Below are 19,658 nucleotides of genomic sequence, written 5' to 3' on the forward strand. Positions count from 1 at the left end.
GAAATATTGTCGTATAGCCATCATTCAAAATTTGACGCCAATCGGCTGGCTCAAAAACAGCGCAAAACCCTGTGGAAGCGGGCTTTCTCGCGAAGGCGAGTGCCAGTCAACGATGTATCAACTGCCCCACCGCTTTCGCGAGCGAGCCCGCTCCCAAACAAGCCCGAACACCTGCCAGACCGGTGCCTATTTCTTGTCGCTCAACTGCATCTGCCCATCCCAGCCACCGCCCAATGCAGCGATCAGTTGCACACTGGCAACCAGCCGGGTTTGCAGCAGGGTCAGCACCGTGCGCTCGTTGCTCAGGGCCGTGGCTTGCACGGTGACCACATCGAGATACGCGATCAAACCGGCCTTGTATTGGTTCTGGGTCAGGCGCAGGGATTCCCGGGCGGCGTCGAGGGCCTCGTTACTGACCACCGCCTCGTCTTCCAGGACCTTGAGCTGGACCATGTAGTTTTCCACCTCGCGGAAACCGTCGAGTACGGTCTGGCGGTACTTGGCCACGGTTTCGTCATAGGACGCTTCGGCACGGTCGACTTCGGCCGAACGCTGGCCACCGTCAAACAAGGTCATGGCGAGTTTCGGCCCCACGGACCAGAAGCGGTTCGGCAGGCTGATCCAGTCGGCGTAGGTGCTGCTGGAATAACCACCGGCCAGGCTCAGGGTCAGGTCCGGGTAGTAGGCGGTCTTGGCCACGCCGATATTGGCGTTGGCGGCAATCACCGAGCGCTCGGCCTGGGCGATGTCCGGGCGGCGCTCCAAGAGTTGCGACGGCAGGCTCACCGGAATCTGCGGCAGGGCCGGAATGTCCTTGCTCACCGCCAGGTTGAAGTTGGCCGGCGGCACACCGATCAGCACGGCGATCGCGTTTTCCAGCTGTGCGCGCTGCCAGATCAAGTCGATCATGCTGGCCTGGGTGCTTTTCAGCTGGGTCTGGGCCTGGGCGATGGCGTCCTTGCCCGAGACACCGGCGCGGTATTGGTTCTGGGTCATTTGCAGGGAGCGCTGGTAGGTGTCTACCGTGGCTTGCAGCAAACGGGTCTGTTCGTCCATGACCCGCAGTTGCAGGTAATCCTGCACCAGTTCCGACTGCTGGCTCAGGCGCATTGCCGCCAGGTCCGCGGCGCTGGCTTCGGCGCTGGCTTCATTGGCTTCCAGGCCGCGGCGCAATTTGCCCCAGATATCGGCTTCCCAGCTCACGCCCAATTGGGTGTTCAGGGTGTCGCGGATACCGCTGCTGGAACTGCTCAGGCTGGCGTTACTGCTGCCAGTGCCCTGGCTGGCCCGGGTTTTGGTGGCACTCAGGTCGACGGTCGGGAAGAACGCCCCACGGGCACTGCGCACCTGCGATGCAGCCTGGCGATAGCGCGCCTCCGCCTGGGCCACGGTCTGGTTGGCACTGTTGAGTTTTTCTACCAGCTCATTCAACTGCCGGTCGCCGTACAACTCCCACCAGGCGCCGCGGGCCAACGAGTCGCTGGGGGCTGCCTGACGCCAGCCCTCGGCTTCCTTGTACTGGGCCGGCTCGGTCAACTCGGGGCGTTTGTAATCCGGGCCGACAGCGCAGGCGCTGAGCATCACGCCGCACAGGGCCAGGCTCAGCAGCTTGGAGCCGCGCGTCAAGGCCAGGCGTTGCACAGCGGGAAACGTTGAATCGGTCATAGCGCAGTGTCCAGGGCAGCATCGGTACGCACTCCGCGCCAACCGTTGAAACGGTGGCGCAGGCGGTCGAGATAAAGGTAAACCACAGGCGTGGTGTAAAGGGTCAGGATCTGGCTCACCACCAGGCCGCCGATAATCGTCAGGCCCAGGGGCTGGCGCATTTCCGCGCCTTCGGCGGTGCTCAGCAGCAATGGCAAGGCACCAAGGATCGCGGCCAGGGTGGTCATCAGGATCGGCCGCAACCGCACGAGGCAGGCCGCGCGAATCGACTCCAGCGGGCTCATGCCGTCGTGGCGCTCCAGTTGCAGCGCGAGGTCGATCATCAGGATCGCGTTTTTCTTCACCACCCCGATCAACAGGAACAACCCCAGCAGCGAGATCAGGCTGAACTCGCCCCCCAGCACGTAGATCGACAGCAGCGCACCCACACCTGCCGAAGGCAAGGTCGAGAGAATGGTCAGGGGGTGGATGTAGCTCTCGTAGAGGATCCCCAGTACCAGATACACCGCCACCAGCGCGCCAAGGATCATGAACGGCTGGCCTTTTTGCGTGGCGGCAAAGGCATCGGCGGTACCGGACATCTTCGCGATCACGTCTTCCGGCAGGCCGACCTTGGCAATCGCCCGCTCGATGGCGGCCGTGCCCTGCTCTACCGTGACGCCGGGGGACATGTCGAACGCAATGTTTTCCGACGCGAACTGACCTTCATGGCGCACGGTGTCATCGGCCAGGCTGTTTTCGTAGTGCGCAATGGTCGACAGCGGCACCCGCGCGCCGGTGGAGGTGATGACCTGCACTTGATTGAGGGTGATCGGGTCCTGGGCGTATTTCGGGTTGACCTCCATCACCACCTGATACTGGTTGAGGCTGTCATAGATCGTGGAAATCTGCCGCTGGCTGTAGGCGTTGTTCAGCACCGCCGTGACCATGCTCATGTCGATGCCCAGGCGCTTGGCCTGGTCACGGTCGACAATCAGCGTCACCTGCGCGGCGCCGCGACCCTCGCGGGCATCGATGGCGGTCAGCTCCGGCAACTCGCGCAACGCGGCGACCACTTTCGGGTACCACAGGCGCAAGGCGGCCAGGTCACCGCTTTGCAGGATGTAGGAATACTGCGCAGTGGTCTGGTCGCGGCTGCCACCAAATTGCAGGTCCTGGTCGGCCATCAGGAACAGCCGCCCGCCCGGCACCAGCGGCACGTCTTTACGCAAACGCTCGATCACTCCCTGGGCAGAAATCTTGCGCTCGCTGATGGGCTTGAGCCGCACCAGCATCACCGCGTTGTTGGTGCCGTTGTTGCCGCCGATAAAGCCGGCCACGCTCAGCACCGCGGGGTCCTTCAGCACGGCCTGGCGGAAGATCTCCATCTTCGGCTGCATCACGCCGAACGACAGCCCGTCATCACCGCGCACAAAACCGATCAACTGGCCGGTGTCCTGCTGGGGCATGAAGGTTTTCGGCACTACGACATACAGGGCCACGTTGACCCCAATGGTCACCAACAGGCTGAGCAGGGTCAGGCGCCGATGGCGCAGCACCCAGTCGAGGCTGCGGGCATAACCGGCGACCATGCGCGCGTGGGCCTTCTCGCTCCAGCGCTGCAAACCGGTTTCCTGCCCCGGGACGTGGGGCTTGAGCCACCGGGCACAGAGCATCGGGGTCAAGGTCAGCGACACCACCAGCGAGACGATAATGGCCGCCGCCAGGGTGATGGAAAACTCGCGGAACAAACTGGTGACGATCCCGCCCATGAACAGGATGGAGAGGAACACGGCCACCAGCGATACGTTCATCGACAGCAAGGTAAAGCCGACTTCCTTGGCCCCCAGGTACGCTGCCTTCATCGGCGGCACACCCTCGTCGATATGCCGGGAAATGTTCTCCAGCACCACGATGGCATCGTCCACCACCAGGCCGGTGGCGAGGATCAACGCCATCAGCGACAGGTTGTTCAGGGAAAAGCCGAACAGGTACATCACGGCAAACGTGCCCACCAGGGACACCGGCACCGCCAGGGTAGGAATCAACGAAGCACGGAAGTTACCGAGGAACAGGTACACCACCAGGATCACCAGCGCCACGGCGATCAACAACGTCATCTCGGCTTCGTGCAGGGTCGCGGTGATCACGGGCGAACGGTCCATGGCCAGGTTCAGCTTGACGCTGGACGGCAGCACCGCCTGCAGCGCCGGCAACTGGGCCTTGATCTGCTTGACCGTCTCGATGATGTTGGCGTCGGACTGGCGGTTGATCACCAGCAGCACCGCCGAATCATTGTTGAAGAAGCCGCTGTTGTAGCGGTCTTCCACGCCGTCGCTGATCTTGGCCACATCCCCCAGGCGCAGGGCCGCGCCGTTCTGGTAGCGAATCAGCAGCGGCTCATAGTCCTTGGCTTTTTCCAGCTGGTCGTTGGCCTGGATCTGCCAGTTGCGCTCGCTGTCTTCCAGGGAGCCCTTGGGCCGGCGCACGTTGGCATTGGCAATGGTGTTGCGCACATCGTCCAGGGCCACGCCGTACTGGTCGAGGGCCTTGGGTTCAAGTTCGATACGCACGGCGGGCAAGGAGCTGCCGCCGATCTGCACTTCACCTACGCCCGGCACCTGGGACAGGCTCTGGGACAGGATGGTCGAGGCCAGGTCGTACAACTGGCCCTTGGGCAATACGTCCGAGGTCAGGGACAGCACCATGATCGGCGCCTGGGACGGGTTGATCTTTTTATAGGTGGGCATGCTGCGCATGCCGCTGGGCAGCAGGTTGCGCGAGGCGTTGATCGCGGCCTGCACTTCCCGGGCGGCGCCGTTGATGTCGCGGTTGGAGTCGAACGCGAGAATCACCCGGGTCGAACCCTGGCTCGACGAACTGCTCATGGTGGTGATGCCGGAAATCGCGCCGAAGGAGCGTTCCAGCGGCGTCGCCACCGTGGAGGCCATGACCTCGGGGCTGGCCCCGGGCAGGCTGGCCGAGACCACGATCACCGGGAAGTTGATCTGCGGCAACGGCGACACCGGCAGCAAGTTGAACGCCACGCCGCCCAGCAACATGATCGCCAGGCTCAGCAGCATCGTCGCTACCGGCCGGCGAATGAAAGGTCCGGACAGGTTCATGACTCAACCGGCTCCAGGCGCACAGGCTCTTTGCGCCAGCGACGCCCCAGGCGGTCGAAATACAGGTAGATCACCGGTGTGGTGAACAGGGTCAGCACCTGGCTCACCAGCAACCCGCCGACCATCACCAGGCCCAGGGGCTGGCGCAACTCAGCACCGGAACCGGTGGCGAGCATCAACGGCACGGCACCGAACAGCGCGGCCAGGGTGGTCATGAGGATCGGCCGGAAACGCAACAGCGCCGCTTGATAGATCGCGGTTTGCGGGTCCAGGCCCTGGTTGCGCTCGGCGTCGAGGGCGAAGTCGATCATCATGATCGCGTTCTTCTTCACGATGCCGATCAGCAGGATGATGCCGATGATCGCGATCATCCCAAGGTCGTTGCCACTGAGCAGCAAGGCCAGCAAGGCCCCTACCGCTGCCGACGGCAAGGTCGAGAGAATGGTGATCGGGTGGATGTAGCTCTCGTAGAGCACCCCCAGCACGATGTACATGGTCACCACCGCCGCCAGGATCAGCAGCAAGGTGCTCGACAGCGACGCCTCGAACGCCTGGGCCGCGCCCTGGAACTGGGTCTGCACGCCCACTGGCATTCCGATGTCTTTCTGGGCCTGGTTGATCAGCTCCACACCCTTGCCCAGCGCCACGCCGGGGGCCAGGTTGAACGACATCATCACCGCCGGGAACTGGCCGATATGCGCGATCGCCAACTGTGCCTGGCGCTGTTCCACATGGGCCAGGCTCGACAGCCTTACCTGGCCGCCGTCGGTGGTTTTCACGTGGATCTGGTTCAGGGCGGCCGGGCCGAGGGTTTCGCCCGACTGGGCCTGCAGCACCACGCGGTACTGGCTGGCCTGGGTATAGATGGTGGAAATCTGCCGCTGGCCGAAGGCGTCATACAGCGCATCGGTGATGGTCGATACCGTCACGCCAAGGCGCGAAGCGGCGTCGCGGTCGATCACCAGGTACACCTGCAGGCCTTTGTCCTGCAGGTCGCTGGCAACGTCGGAGAGTTCCGGCAACTGGCTGAGGGCGTGCACCAGCTTGTCGCTCCACAGGGCCAGCAACTCGGCGTCCGGCGAGGACATGCTGAACTGGTATTGGGTGCGGCTCACGCGGTCTTCAATGGTCAGGTCCTGCACCGGCTGCATGAACAGGCGGATGCCCACCAGTTTGTCCAGTTGCGGCTGCAGGCGCGTGATGATCTGCGCCGCGCTCAGGTCCCGTTCGCCGTGGGGCTTGAGGTTGATCAGCAGGCGGCCACTGTTGAGGGTGGCGTTATCACCGTCCACCCCGATATAGGAGGACAGGCTCTCCACCGCCGGGTCTTCGAGGATGATCTTCGCCAGCTCCTGTTGGCGCTGGCTCATGGCCGCGAAGGAGATCGACTGCGGCGCTTCGGAAATACCCTGGATCACACCGGTGTCCTGCACCGGGAAGAAACCCTTGGGCACCACCAGGTACAGCACCACGGTCAGGCCCAGGGTGGCGATGGCCACCAGCAAGGTCAGCGGCTGGTGCTTGAGCACCCACTGCAACTTGCGCCCGTAGGCTTCGATCAGCCAGTCGATCCAGGCGCCACTGGCCTTGTAGAAGCGTCCCTGTTCTTCTTCCTTGGGTTCACGCTTGAGCAACCGCGCGCACATCATCGGCGTCAGGGTCAGGGACACCACCAGGGAAATCAGGATCGCCACCGCCAGGGTGATGGCGAACTCACGGAACAAACGCCCGACCACATCAGCCATGAACAGCAGCGGGATCAATACTGCGATCAGCGAGAGGGTCAGGGAAATCAGGGTGAAGCCGATCTGCTTGGCGCCCTTGAGCGCAGCCGCCATCGGCGTCTCGCCCTCCTCGATATAGCGGGAGATGTTCTCCAGCATCACGATGGCGTCGTCCACCACAAAGCCGGTGGCGATGGTCAGGGCCATCAGCGTCAGGTTATTGATGGAGAAGCCGGCCAGGTACATCACCCCAAAGGTGCCCACCAGGGACAGTGGCACGGCGATGGACGGAATGAGGGTCGCGCTGAAGCGGCGCAGGAACAGGAACGTCACCATCACCACCAGGGCAATGGCGATCAGCAATTCGTGTTGCACGTCCTTGACCGAGGCACGGATGGTCTGGGTACGGTCAGTCAACACCGTCACGTCCAGGCCCGCCGGCAGGTTGTCGGTGATGCTCGGCAACAGCGCCTTGATCCGGTCCACCACCTCGATGACGTTGGCCCCGGGCTGGCGCTGGATATTCAGCAACACCGCCTGGTTCTCATTGGCCCAGGCTGCAAGGCGTTCGTTTTCGGCGCCGTCGACAATCTGCGCCACATCCTTGAGCCGCAACGGCGCACCGTTGTTGTAGGCCAGGATCAGCTCGGCGTATTCCTTGGGCGAGACCAACTGGTCATTGGCGTCGAGCATCGACACCCGGGTGGGGCCGTCGAAGTTACCCTTGGGCTGGTTGACGTTGGAGGCGGCGATCAGGGTACGCACGTCCGACAGGTTCAAGCCGTTGGCCGCGAGGGCCTCGGGGTTGACCTTGATCCGCACGGCCTGGCGCTGGCCACCGGCAATGCTGACCATGCCGACGCCGCTGATCTGCGCGATTTTTTGCGCCATGCGTGTGTCGACCAGGTCATTGAGCTTGGGCAACAGCATGGTCTTGGAGGTGATGGCCAGGGTCAGCACCGGGGTATCCGCCGGGTTGACCTTGTTGTACACCGGCGGTGCCGGAAGGTCCTTGGGCAGCAGGTTGGTGGCGGCGTTGATCGCGGCCTGTACCTGTTGCTCGGCAACATCCATGTTGATGTCGAGGTTGAACCGCAGGGTCAGTACCGAGGCGCCGCCGGAACTGGTGGACGCCATCTGGGTCAGGCCGGGCATTTGCCCGAACTGACGCTCCAGGGGCGCCGTCACCGCGCTGGTCATCACGTCCGGGCTGGCGCCGGGGTACAGGGTCATCACCCGGATGGTCGGGTAGTCCACCTGGGGCAAGGCCGAGACCGGCAACAGGCGGTAGGCGATCACGCCGGCCAAAACAATGGCCAGCATGCTCAGGGTAGTGGCTACCGGGCGAAGGATGAACAGCCGCGAGAGGTTCATGCGCCGCCCTTTTGCGCCTTGCCGGCATCAGCCGGGCCTTGCTGCGTCTTGGCTGCCGGCTGGCCCTGGAGGTGTTCGGTCGGGGTGGTCGGCACTTCACTGCTGTCGTTGACCACTTCGATTTCACTGCCGTCCTTCAAGCGGTCGGTGCCTTCCAGCACCACGCGGTCGCCGGCGGCCAGGCCTTGCTTGATCACGGTGTTGTCGCCGTCGGAATCACCAATCACCAGCGGACGTACCTTGACCTTCTTGTCGCCATCCAGCACGTAGACAAAGGTGCCGGTGTTGCCGAACTGAATCGCCGCCGACGGCGCCAGCACCACGTTATGCAGGGTGTCGGCCAGCAGGTGCACGTTCACGAACTGGTTGGGGAACAGCGCCTGGTCCTTGTTATCGAACCGCGCCTTGAATTTCAGGGTGCCGGTGGTGACGTCGATCTGGTTGTCCAGGCTCTGCAACACGCCACTGGCCTTGAGGGCCACATCGCCACGGTCCCAGGCTTCCACCGGCAGCTTGTTGCCGGCGTGATAACGCGCCAGTACGGTTTCCAGGGTGTTTTCCGGCAACGTGAAGACCACGCTGATCGGTTGGGTCTGGGTGATCACTGCCAGGAAGGTGGTGTCGTTGGCCGCCACAAGGTTGCCCACGTCCACCTGACGCAGGCCGACACGCCCGGTGATCGGGGCGCGGATCTTGGTGAATTCGAGGTTGAGCTTGGCGTCATCCACCGCGCCCTGGTTGGTCTTGACCGTGCCCTGGTACTGCAGCACCAGCGCTTCGGCGGTGTCGAGGGTTTGTTTGGCGATACTGTCCTGGGCGTACAGGTCGCGATAACGCTGCACGTCGACCTGGGCGTTTTTCAGCTGGGCCTGGTTTTGCAGCAACGTGCCCTGGGCCTGGAGCAAGGCATTCTGGTAACTGCGCGGGTCGATTTCCGCCAGCAGGTCACCGGCCTTGACCATCTGCCCTTCTTCAAAGGCGATCTTGACCAGTTCTCCCCCTACCCGGCTGCGCACATTGATGGTGTTCAATGCGGTGACCGTGCCCAGTGCCTTGTAGTACACCGGGAACTCACCCAGCACCGCAGGCGCCACGCGCACCGGCACCGGGCCGGTAGAACCACCAAAGCCCGGACGCATCATGCCCGACTTGCCGGCATGCCCGGCGGGCTTCTTCTCGGCGCTGTCTTTGTGGCTGCCAGGCCAGAATTTCCAGCACAGGCCGGCAATGACCAGCAGCACGAGGAGGCCGAACAGCCAGCGGCGGGAGTGACGAGGGGTGGATTGCATGGAGTGATCAACCATTGGGCGCGAGAGCTTCTTCTTTGGGAGGCTGAAAGATAAGCACTGGGGCGCGTTAAGAAAAGCGCCTTTACCGGCTATTTACCTTGGATTACAACTTTTAACTTATTTGCTTAGTCCATTCGCTATCTGACTAAGCCTCTGAAGCACAAATAAAAACGGCCTGGACTAGGCCAGGCCGTAATACTGCATCACGCGTGTTACTGCAAAACGACAGTAATGCGTAGTAACAGTTACTTCAAAACAGCCAGGGCTGCTTCGTAGTTCGGCTCTTGGCCGATTTCGCTGACCAGCTCGCTGTGCAGCACGTTGTCATTTTCGTCCAGCACGACGACGGCACGGGCGGTCAGGCCGCGCAGCGGGCCTGCGGCGATCGCAACTCCGTAGTCAACGGCAAAGCCGGCATCGCGGAAGTCCGACAGGTTCTTCACGTTTTCCAGGCCTTCGGCGCCGCAGAAGCGTGCCTGGGCAAATGGCAGGTCCGTGGAAATGCACAGCACCACGGTGTTGTCCACGCTGTTGGCCTGGGCATTGAACTTGCGAACCGAAGTCGCGCAAGTCGGGGTATCGATGCTTGGGAAGATGTTCAGCACTTTGCGCTTGCCGGCAAAGGTAGCCAGAGTCGCGTCCGACAGATCGCCAGCAGTCAGGGTAAAGGCTGGCGCTTTGGCGCCGACTTGTGGCAAGTCGCCGTCGACCTGGATAGGGTTGCCTTTATGGGTAACTTGAGCCATGAACGGAATCCTTCTAGTGGTGGTAGTGAAACGAATTTCAGGTGCCGAAGTTAAACACAAAGTTCGATTGGCACCTATGGTCGGACGCAAATTGTCATGGAGCGGGACTCAACGCCCCGCCGCCACGAACCCCCGTTGCAAATCCTCGATCAACGCCTCCACATCCTCAAGCCCCACATGCAGACGCACCACGGGGTTCAGTCCACGGTCGGCGGCGCTCTGGCGATCCTGGGTGTCGGCCAGGGTCACCAGGCTCTCAAAACCGCCCCAGGACGCACCCAGGCCAAACAGCTGCAAGCCGTCGATAAACCGTTCGACGTAACCGGCATCCGCGCGGGTGAGTTCAAACGACAGCAAACCGTTACTGCCGCTGAAGTCGCGCTTCCACAGCGCATGGCCAGGGTGCTCGGGCAAGGCCGGATGAAACACCCGCTTGACCTGCGGCTGCGCCTGCAACCATTGGGCAATCTTCAGCGCCTGGCGCTCGTGCACGTCCAGCCGGGAAGCCAGGGTGCGCGCGCCACGCAGGATCAGGTAGGCATCGTCGGCACTCACCGCATTGCCAAAGGTGTCGCTCATTTTCGCCAGGGCCGGCCATGCTGCTTCGCTGGTGCAGACACTGCCCATCATCACGTCACTGTGGCCGCCGAGGTATTTGGTCAGGGCCATGATCGAGATGTCGGCGCCCAAGGCCAGCGGGCGGTACAGGTAAGCCGAGCCCCAAGTATTGTCCACCGCCAGCAGAATCCCGCGCGGCTTGCACAGTGCGGCTATCGCGGGCAGGTCACACAGTTCATACAGCAGCGAACCCGGCACTTCCGCATAGACCATTTTGGTGTTGGCCTGTAACTGCGCTTCCAGACCGCTGCCGTCCGGGGTGAAGTAGCTGACTTCGATGCCGAATGGCTGCAGGAACTCACGAGCCAGCTTGCGCACCGGGGAATACACCGCGTCGGTGATCAGTACATGATCGCCGGGTCGCAGGTAGGCCAGGAACGTCTGCGCCGCAGCGGCGAGGCCGGTGCCATACAGCCGCGTGCGATAGCCGCCTTCGAGTTCGGTGACCAAATCTTCCAGGGCGAACGCGGTGGGGTTGCCACGCGCGCCGTAACTCAGGACACGCTCGCTGTCGCGCCGGGAACGCGCGTCACGCATCTGGGCGAGGTTGTCGAACAGCACGGTGCTCAAACGGGTGATGGGGACGTTCACCGCCCGGCCTCCATTGCCGCCTTCGGTACGTGCCGCATGAATCAGCCGGGTGCGCACGCGCGATACGGGCGCCAACGGTTTGAGGCTGGCGATTTCCGCCTCGCTCATCTGCGCCAACAAGCCGATTTCCCAGGCCAGGTATTGGCGGGCGGCATCCTTGTTGCCGCTGTGGCGGTCGTGGGTGAAGAACAGGAAGTCGATGCACTGATTATCCGCGGGCGTCTGCGCGTCCTCGGTCACCGGCAAACCGGCTGCGACCCAGGCGGCATAGCCTCCGTCGAGCACGCGCACCTCTTCGCCCAACTCCAGCGCAGCAAACGCGGCCAGCGCCGGGTCATCCGCCAGCAGCACCAACGGTCGCGCACCGGCGGCCAACAACGAGCGAATCGACCAGCGCGAACCGGCAATCCGGCCCTTGCGATGGGTCATGCTCGGGCGCAGGTCCACCAGGTCCACGGCATCGTCTTTCAGGGCATCGGCCAGCGCCTGCACCGAGATCAATGGCAACGCCTTGAACGGCACAGCCTGCCTGACCGGTAACGCCAGGCCACTCTGGACACCGTCCTTGAGCACATACGCCTCATGCCCCAACTGCCGCAGCCAACTGGCGACAATCGGCGCACGCACGCCGTCGCTGTCTACCAGCACCACCCGCGCCTGACGCACGCCGATGTACAGGTCGGTGGACTGGATCAACTGCCCGCCTGGGGTATGTTGCGCCCCCGGCAAACTGCCGGCGGCAAACTCTTCGGCGGTGCGCACATCACACAGGAACAGGCTGCGGGACAGATCTTGCGCCCACTGGCGAACCTGATCCGCCCCAACAGTGACCACCCCTGCCCGCGCGGCCAATTGCCGGGCAGCCTCGCGCTGCTGCACCAGATCAGTGGAGACCTGATCGGCATACCGCCGGGTGCTGCCATGCTCCAGCTTGAAATCCGCCAGGTACCACCCCTGAGTGCCGTTCTCCAGCGCATAGACCGGGTTCTTCACGCCGAGGTTGATCAGCGTCTGGGCGCCGATAATGCTGCGGGTACGACCGGCGCAGTTGACCACGATCGGTGTGGTCTCATCCGGCACCAGGTCGTGCACGCGGTAGCCCAGTTCACCGTTGGGGCAGCAGATGGAACCGGGAATGGTCATCTTGCGGTACTCATCGAACGGCCTGCCGTCCAGCACCACCAGCGGCTCGCCCTTGGCCTGCCAGTCCGCCAGTTGCTGCGCGGTGACGTGGGGCGTGTGGCTGGCCTCTTCCACCAACTCGCCAAAGGCTTTTGACGGCACATGCACCCCGGCAAACAGTTGCAGGCCCGCTGCCTGCCAACCGTCCGCGCCGCCTTGCAGCACATGCACATTGCTGTAACCCAACGCCTGCAAGCGCTGCGCTGTCCGGGCAGCCACCTCGCCGCCGTCCTGGTCGTAAATCACCAGGCGCACCTGAGGATTCGGCGCCAGGCGCTGCACCTCCAGCTCCAGGCGGCTATAGGGCAGGTTCACCCCGTGGAACAGGTGGGCCTCGCCGTATTGGCCGTGCTCGCGTACGTCGAACAGGGCGATTTCCTGGCCGTCGAACAGCCATTGTTGCAATTGCCCGGGTGTGATGGTCTGGCTCATGAAAGTCCCGCAAAAAAGAGATGAATTACTGCAAGGCCAACGAGCGCTCGCCAGCGGCCACTTCACGCCCCTTGGCGTAGGCCCGCTGGACCGCCGGGCGCGCCTTGATCCGCAAGCGCCAGGCCTGGATGTTCGGGTAGTCCGCCAGGTCCTGGCCTTGGCGCAGGGGCTGGATCCACGGGAAGATCGCCATGTCGGCCACCGAGTACTCGCCCGCCACGTACGGCACCTCGGCCAAGCGTTGCTCCAGCACCCGATACAGGCGCGCGGCTTCGGCGTTCAGCAGGTCCAGGGCGAAGGGAATCGGTTCCGGCGCCTTCTCCTTGAACAGCTGCAACTGGCTCAGGTACGGGGTGATATGCCCCACCTGCCAGAACAGCCACTCCTGGACTTTCTGGCGCTCGGCGGTGCCGGCGGGCGGCAGGAAACGCCCGGCCTGGTCGGCCAGGTAATTCAGGATCGCCCCGGACTCGAACAGGCTCAGTGGTGCTTCAAGGCTGTGGTCGACAATCGCCGGAATCCGCCCGTTCGCGCTGATGCGCCGGAAGCTTTCCTGCTTCTGCGCGCCTTCACGGATGTTCACCGGAATCAGGCGGTACTCTGCTTCCAGCTCTTCAAGCAGGATGCCGACTTTCAGGCCATTGCCGGTAGGCCAGTAATACAGGTCGATCATGCGTAGGCCTTGATCGACGGGGCCATCTGCGAGGCGTTGTAGTTGAGAATCCGGCCGTCGGCTTCAACGCCATAACGGCCATTGAGAGACTCCAGCGGCAAGCCATACAGGTGGAAGTGCAAGGTCGGCTGCTCACCCTCGACGCGAATCCCGTGCAGGTCTTCACCGAGGAACGAGATGGAAGTACCCGGCTGCACGATGACCTCTTTCTCAAGGGTCAGGGTGGTGAAGCCTGCGTCACGCCCTTCATCGTTGCGGCCATAGACGTAGTTGATCTCCTGGCCTTCAACGGCACTGATGATCGCCCAGGTTTCATGGTTGTGGGGGATGGTGCTTTTGCCCGGCAGCAGCGAGTTCAGGTACAGGGTCGGTGTGTCGCCATCGTCGTTCAGGCGATAACGGAAGGCAGTACTGCCCTGCCCCGGCACCGGTGCGGGGAATTCGCTGAAGTTGAACAGGTCCCGGCGCTCGGCCAGGGTTTCCAGCAGCCCGACGATTTCCACCAGGGCCGCGCGGTCTACGCCACGCTGGTTGATGACGCGGATCTGCTGCAGGAAGTCTTCGATAACGGCGGCACGGTTTGCGGTACTCATGACGAGGTTCCTCTTATTAGACAGACAGGGTGTAGCGGCTCAGGTTGGTCAACAGGTACGGATCGTTGGCGATCGGCGGACGGCGGCCCGGATCGCCCAAGGCATGGCGCAGGAATTCCTGGGTGCGTTCACTGGTGGGGCGCTGGAAGATTTGCTCGGCGCTGCCGTGCTCGACGATCACGCCGTTTTCAGTGAAGTAGACGATGTCGCTGATCTCTTCGGCGAAGCGCATCTCGTGGGTCACCAGCACGCAGGTCATGCCCTCTTCGGTCAGCTCGCGAATCACCGTCAGCACTTCGCCGACGGTTTCCGGGTCCAGGGCCGAGGTCACTTCATCGAACAGAATCAGTTCCGGGCGCATCGCCAACGCGCGGGCAATCGCCACCCGCTGCTGCTGCCCGCCGGAAAGTTGGCCGGGATAGGCATCGGCCTTGTGCTCCATGCGCACCTTGGCCAACAGCGCCCGCGCGTCTTTCTCGGCGTCGGCGCGGTTGCGGCCGAGCACCTTGCGCGGGGCGATCACCAGGTTTTCCAGCACCGACAAATGCGGGAACAGGTTGTATTGCTGGAACACAAAACCGACGCGCTTGCGCAACTCGATGCGCTGGGCTTCCTGGGTCAGGGTATCGACCCGGGTTTCGCCGACGCGGATGGTGCCGCGCTGGGGCTGCAACAGGCCGGTGATGCAACGCAGGATGGTCGACTTGCCCGAGCCCGACGGGCCGATGATCGACACCGCCTGACCGCGATGCACATCAAGATCGATGCCCTTGAGCACCCGGTTGTCACCGAACGACAGCTGCAAGTCCCGCAGGCTGACCAGGGGTTCAATAGAAGGCATAACGGCGCTCCAGGCGTTGGGTCAAACGGGAAATCGGGTAGCAATAGGCGAAGAACAACACCAGCAAGCTGAGGTAGATCACCACGGTAAAGCCGGTCATGTTCACGGTGTTGCTGGCAATCTGCGCGGTGTCGATCACGTCGTGCACGCCCACCAGCGAAGCCAGGGCGGTGCCCATGGTGACCACCGCGTAAAGGTTCATCCACGGCGGCAACATGCGCTTGAAGCACTGGGGCAGGATGATCGAGCGGAAGATCTGGCCACGGGTGAACGCCAGTGAACGCGCGGCTTCCCACTGGGTGCTGGGGATCGAGCCGATGGCACCGCGAAAAATCTCCGCCACGTTGGCGCTGGCCGGCAACGCGAGGCCAATGGTCACCTTGACACAGTCGGGGAACGACACGTAGCTGCTGCCGATATGGATCTCGAACGGGAACACGTAGGTGGTGAAATAGATCAGCACCAGCCACGGCGCGTTGCGGAAAACCTGCACCCAGACCCGCGCCGGCAACCGCAGCAGGCGCACGGGCGACATGGCCAGCGCGCCCACCATCAGGCCCAGCAGCGAGCCGAGTCCGATCGCCACCAGGCTGATCAGGATGTTCTGGCCAAAACCGCTGACCAGCGCCGGCGACCATTGCAGCAACGCCGACAGCACCGGGAATGAATCAATGGCCATAGCCGGGCATCCTCAGGCGCGCTTCCAGCCAGCGCCCCACACAATTGACGGTAAAGCTCAGCAAGCCGAAAAAGCTCAGGATCAAAATCATCAGCTCCAGCACGTTGTCGCTCTGGGTCCAGATCATGATCGAGGCGTAAGTGATATCGCCCACGGCAATGGCCGAGGCCACGGCGGTCATTTTCACCAGGTCGATCAGGTTGTTGATCAGCGACGGCAACGCAAAGCGCAAGGCCAACGGCAACTGCACATTCCACAGCAATTGGCGGCTGCTGAAAGCCAGGGAACTGGCGGCTTCCAGCGTCACCGCAGGCACCGCCTCGATGCCGGCGCGCAGGGCTTCGGCGTGAAACGCGCCTTTATGCAGGGAGATCACGATCACCACCCAGGCAAACGGCGTCAGCGGGTTGGCCGCGCCGACCGCCTGGGTCAGCAGCATGTTCAACACCAGGAACGCGCAGTACAGCTGCACCAGGGTCGGGGTGTTGCGGGTGACTTCGATAAACACCCGCGCCGGCTTGGCCAGCCATGGGTTGCCCGAGGTCAGCAGCGCCGCCAGGCTGATCCCGGCCAGCAGGCTGCCGACGATGGTGAACAGGCACAACAACACGGTGGTCAACGCGCCCTGCGCCAGGGTGCCGCGCTGATAGGCATCCAGCAGGAAGTTGTAGTTCAGGCCAATGCCGGCGGCCCAGTGCACAAACATCTCCAGCCAATGACTCATTCGACGCCCCGCAACTTGCCGCAGGCGACCGCGATACGGCGGCCGGCCTCGGCCACGCTGTCGGTGGCCGTGGCGATGGACAGGCGAAACCACGGCGACAGGCCATAAGCACTGCCCGCCACACCGGCGACGCCCTCCTCCAACAAGTACGCGACGACATCGCCGTCATCCTTCAACGGCTGACCGTCCGGGCGGTAGCGGCCGAGCAGACCGGCGCAGCGCACAAACACGAAGAACCCGCCTTGAGGCTCAAGCACTTCCAGGCCGTCAACGGTGCCGAGGGCCATCATCAGCAGGTCCCGGCGCAGTTGATAGGCCGCCACCTGCTCGGCCAAAAGCCCAGCCCGCCGGTGAAGGCGGCCAACGCGGCGGCCTGCCCGACGGAAGACGCACCGGAGGTGGATTGGGATTGCACCACCGCCATGGCGTTGGTCAGGGTTTGCGGCCCGGCGCCGAAGCCGATGCGCCAGCCTGTCATGGCGTAGGTCTTGGACACGCCGCCCACCAACAGGCAGCGGTCCTGCAAATCCGGCGCGACGTTCAGCAGGCTCTGGGCCGGGCGACCGTCGAAGCGGATGTGTTCGTAGAGCTCATCCAGCAGCACCAGCACCTGGGGATGGCGACGCAACACCTCGCCCAGCGCTTGCAGTTCAGCCTCGCTGTAGACCGCACCGCTCGGGTTGCCCGGGCCGTTCAGGATCAGCCAGCGGGTGCGCTCGTTGATGTGCTGCTCGAGTTGCGCCGGCAGCAACTTGCAGCCTTGCTCCAGCCCGCACTCGATAAACACCGGTTCGCCACCGTTGAAGCGCACGCTGTCGGGGAACGACGGCCAATACGGCGTGGGTACCAGCACTTGATCGCCCTCGTCGAGGGTGGCGGCGAAGGCATTGAAGATGATCTGTTTCGCACCGTTGGCGATCACGATGCTGGGCAGCGAATAGTCGAGGTGGTTTTCTCCGGCCAGCTTGCGCTGCACCGCCACGCGCAAGGCTTTTACCCCGGGTGTCGGCGTGTATTTGGTGGCGCCCGCGGCGATGGCGGCGTAGGCGGCTTGCTTGATGTGCTCCGGGGTATCGAAATCCGGCTCGCCGGTGGTCAGGTCAAGAATGTCGCGGCCGGCGTCACGCAGTTCCGTGGCGCGGGACTTGGCTGCCGCGTTGGCCGACAGCGACACCCGCTGCACGCGCCTGGACAGGCGAACGGTCATGGCTGCACCTCCAGGACTTTGCCCGGGTTGAGCAGGTTTTTCGGGTCGAGGGCGCGTTTGATGCGGCGCATCAGGTCCAGCTCCACCGGGCTTTTGTAGCGGCCCAGCATGCCGACCTTGCGCTGGCCAATCCCGTGCTCGGCGCTGATGGAGCCGCCGTGGGCGTGGGCGCTGTCGTGCACCAGCAGGCTCAGTTCGGCGTAGTTTCGCATGTGCTCGTCCACCGTCGAGTCCAGCGGATGGGCAACGTTGTAATGCAGGTTGCCGTCCCCAGGTGCCCGAAGGTGAAGTTGCGCACCCCGGGAAAATGCGTCTGCAACAGCGCATCGGTATGGGCGACGAAGGCGACGATTTGCGAGATGGGCACCGAGATGTCGTGCTTCATATTGCGCCCGGCGCGCTTCTGCGCCTCGCTCATGTTTTCGCGCAGCAGCCACAGGGCTTCGCTTTGCGCCAGGCTTTCAGCGATCAGTGCGTCGGCCAGTAATGACTGTTCGAAGGCTTCACCGAGGACGGTTTCGAAGGCTTCACGGGCGTGGGCTTCACCGTGGTTATCCGACAGTTCCAACAAGGCGAACCAGGGCTGGCTGGCTTTCAGGAACGGTTGCGGGCCTTCGGGAAACTGTTCGCGCAGCAGTGCCAGGCAATCGGCGCTGAGCAGTTCGAACGCAGTGAGATTCGCACCGAAACCGGCGCGGGCGTGGGACAGGAATGCAACCGCCTGGGCCAATTCATCAAAGGCCAGCAGCGCAGTAGCCTGGGCCTTGGGCAACGGGAACAGCTTCAGGGTCGCGGCGGTGATAATCCCGAGGGTGCCTTCGCTGCCGACGTACAAATCCCGCAGGTCATAGCCGGTGTTGTCCTTGCGCAAACCGCGCAGGCCGTTCCAGATTTCGCCTTCGGCGGTCACCACTTCCAGGCCCAGGGTCAGCTCGCGGGTATTGCCATAACGCAGCACGGCAGTACCGCCGGCATTGGTGCCGAGGTTGCCACCAAGGGTGCAGCTGCCTTCGGCGCCCAAGCTCAGCGGAAACAGCCGGCCGGCTTCACGGGCCACGTCCTGGACGTTTTGCAGGATGCAGCCGGCTTCGACGGTCAGGGTGTCGTTATCAGTGTCGATCACGCGGACCCGGTTCATGCGGTCGAGCAACAGCAATACCGCGCGGCCACTGGCGTCCGGCGTGGCGCCTGCCATCAGGCCGGTGTTGCCGCCCTGGACGACAATGGGCGCCTCCAGGGCCACACACGCACGCACCACGGCGGCGACTTCTTCGGTATTGGCCGGGTGCACCACGGCGATTACCTGACCGGTGTAGCGGCCCTGTTTGTCGGTGAGGTACTGGGCGGCCTCGTCACTGCGCTGCACATGGGCGGTGCCGAGCAGTTGTCGCAGGGTGGCAAATAGCGGTTCACTCATGGCTGTACTGCTCATGCAAATCACGCAGCGCTTGGGACGGCGCCATGCCGGTGCGTTCGCCCAGCGCGATCAACCAGCCGCTGCGGTGCCAGTCGCGCACGATGGCGTCGAGCCTGGCCTGGGTATCGTGTTCGCCCTTGCGGATCCAGATCACCGATTTGGAAGGGATCAGATCTCCCGGCAACGGGATCTCATAGCCGGACCATTCGGCATCGTCCAGCAACGCGTGCATGGTCGGGCTGACGTGCACCGCCGCCACGCAGCCATTGCCACGCAACGACAACAGGGATTCAGACTGGCTGCGGAACGCCTTGATTTGCGCGCCGTAGGTTTCCTGCAGCGGCTTGATGAAGTTGCTGCCCTGGGACACGCACACCGGCTTGTCCTTGAGGTCGGCCCACTGGGTGATGCCGGCGCCTTTGCGGATCAACGCCGCGCCGCCGACTTCTTCATAGGGCGTGGGCACGTAGTCGAGAATCTCGGCGCGCTCGTCGGTGTATTGCATGTTGGCAATCAGCACATCGACCTTGCCTTGCTGCAGGAACTGCACGCGGTTGGGGGCCAGTACCGAAACGGTCTTGGTCTCCACACCCAGCGCCTGGCCGAGGCCCTTGGCCAACTCCACGTTGTAGCCCAGGTGTTCGCCGGTCTTGGGGTCGATGGTGCCAAACGGCGGGCCGCTGAGAATCACGCCGACGCTGATGGCGTGGCGTTGCTGGATCTTGTCGAGGGTGGCGTCGGCGTGGGCCAGGCTTGCGCACAGGGCCAGGCCGAGAACGGTCAGGGATTTCAATCGCAT

At 63.4% G+C, this 19,658-nt stretch carries 12 protein-coding genes and 2 pseudogenes; all 14 read right to left on the bottom strand.

Annotated features, from left to right (window positions below):
- Nucleotides 1–186 precede the first annotated feature (186 nt).
- A complete protein-coding gene (locus JFV30_RS14770) occupies nucleotides 187–1,665 on the bottom strand; it encodes an efflux transporter outer membrane subunit (protein WP_201124432.1) in 1,479 nt (492 codons plus the stop codon).
- Nucleotides 1,662–4,769 (bottom strand): efflux RND transporter permease subunit, encoded by a 3,108-nt coding sequence (locus tag JFV30_RS14775; RefSeq protein WP_169388739.1) that lies wholly within the window; start codon nucleotides 4,767–4,769, stop codon nucleotides 1,662–1,664. The genes JFV30_RS14770 and JFV30_RS14775 overlap by 4 nt, the downstream gene beginning before the upstream one ends.
- Complete coding sequence (locus tag JFV30_RS14780; RefSeq protein ID WP_010171642.1) at nucleotides 4,766–7,867, bottom strand: MdtB/MuxB family multidrug efflux RND transporter permease subunit; 3,102 nt, start codon at nucleotides 7,865–7,867, stop codon at nucleotides 4,766–4,768. Before JFV30_RS14780 ends, JFV30_RS14775 begins: the two co-directional genes overlap by 4 nt.
- Complete coding sequence (locus JFV30_RS14785; RefSeq protein WP_201124433.1) at nucleotides 7,864–9,171, bottom strand: MdtA/MuxA family multidrug efflux RND transporter periplasmic adaptor subunit; 1,308 nt, start codon at nucleotides 9,169–9,171, stop codon at nucleotides 7,864–7,866. Before JFV30_RS14785 ends, JFV30_RS14780 begins: the two co-directional genes overlap by 4 nt.
- Before the next feature lie 230 nt (nucleotides 9,172–9,401).
- Nucleotides 9,402–9,902, bottom strand: coding sequence for a thiol peroxidase (tpx, locus tag JFV30_RS14790; protein WP_010171646.1), 501 nt, complete (start codon nucleotides 9,900–9,902; stop codon nucleotides 9,402–9,404).
- 108 nt (nucleotides 9,903–10,010) lie between these two features.
- Nucleotides 10,011–12,725 (bottom strand): cystathionine beta-lyase, encoded by a 2,715-nt coding sequence (metC, locus tag JFV30_RS14795; RefSeq protein ID WP_201124434.1) that lies wholly within the window; start codon nucleotides 12,723–12,725, stop codon nucleotides 10,011–10,013.
- A 25-nt stretch (nucleotides 12,726–12,750) separates the two neighbouring features.
- On the bottom strand, nucleotides 12,751–13,398 hold the full coding sequence (locus JFV30_RS14800; RefSeq protein ID WP_201124435.1) for a glutathione S-transferase family protein: 648 nt from the start codon (nucleotides 13,396–13,398) through the stop codon (nucleotides 12,751–12,753).
- Nucleotides 13,395–13,991, bottom strand: coding sequence for a cysteine dioxygenase family protein (locus JFV30_RS14805; protein ID WP_010171652.1), 597 nt, complete (start codon nucleotides 13,989–13,991; stop codon nucleotides 13,395–13,397). Before JFV30_RS14805 ends, JFV30_RS14800 begins: the two co-directional genes overlap by 4 nt.
- A 16-nt stretch (nucleotides 13,992–14,007) precedes the next feature.
- Entirely contained in the window at nucleotides 14,008–14,832 is an 825-nt protein-coding gene (locus JFV30_RS14810; RefSeq protein ID WP_003207489.1) for an amino acid ABC transporter ATP-binding protein, read from the bottom strand.
- Nucleotides 14,819–15,511 carry an amino acid ABC transporter permease gene (locus tag JFV30_RS14815; RefSeq protein WP_201124436.1) on the bottom strand — a complete coding sequence of 231 codons (693 nt, stop codon included), beginning with the start codon at nucleotides 15,509–15,511 and terminating at the stop codon, nucleotides 14,819–14,821. The genes JFV30_RS14810 and JFV30_RS14815 overlap by 14 nt, the downstream gene beginning before the upstream one ends.
- Nucleotides 15,501–16,235, bottom strand: a complete 735-nt coding sequence (locus tag JFV30_RS14820) for an amino acid ABC transporter permease (protein ID WP_029615941.1) — start codon at nucleotides 16,233–16,235, stop codon at nucleotides 15,501–15,503. Before JFV30_RS14820 ends, JFV30_RS14815 begins: the two co-directional genes overlap by 11 nt.
- Nucleotides 16,232–17,442: pseudogene (locus JFV30_RS14825) on the bottom strand (aminotransferase class I/II-fold pyridoxal phosphate-dependent enzyme). The gene JFV30_RS14820 and the pseudogene JFV30_RS14825 overlap by 4 nt, the downstream one beginning before the upstream one ends.
- Nucleotides 17,439–18,874: pseudogene (locus JFV30_RS14830) on the bottom strand (FAD-binding oxidoreductase). Before JFV30_RS14830 ends, JFV30_RS14825 begins: the two co-directional pseudogenes overlap by 4 nt.
- The gene (locus JFV30_RS14835; RefSeq protein WP_201124437.1) at nucleotides 18,852–19,658 is read right to left on the bottom strand and encodes a transporter substrate-binding domain-containing protein; all 807 of its coding nucleotides are present in this window, start codon (nucleotides 19,656–19,658) and stop codon (nucleotides 18,852–18,854) included. The pseudogene JFV30_RS14830 and the gene JFV30_RS14835 overlap by 23 nt, the downstream one beginning before the upstream one ends.

It is taken from the genome of Pseudomonas sp. TH32 (assembly GCF_016650855.1).
Lineage (GTDB): Bacteria > Pseudomonadota > Gammaproteobacteria > Pseudomonadales > Pseudomonadaceae > Aquipseudomonas.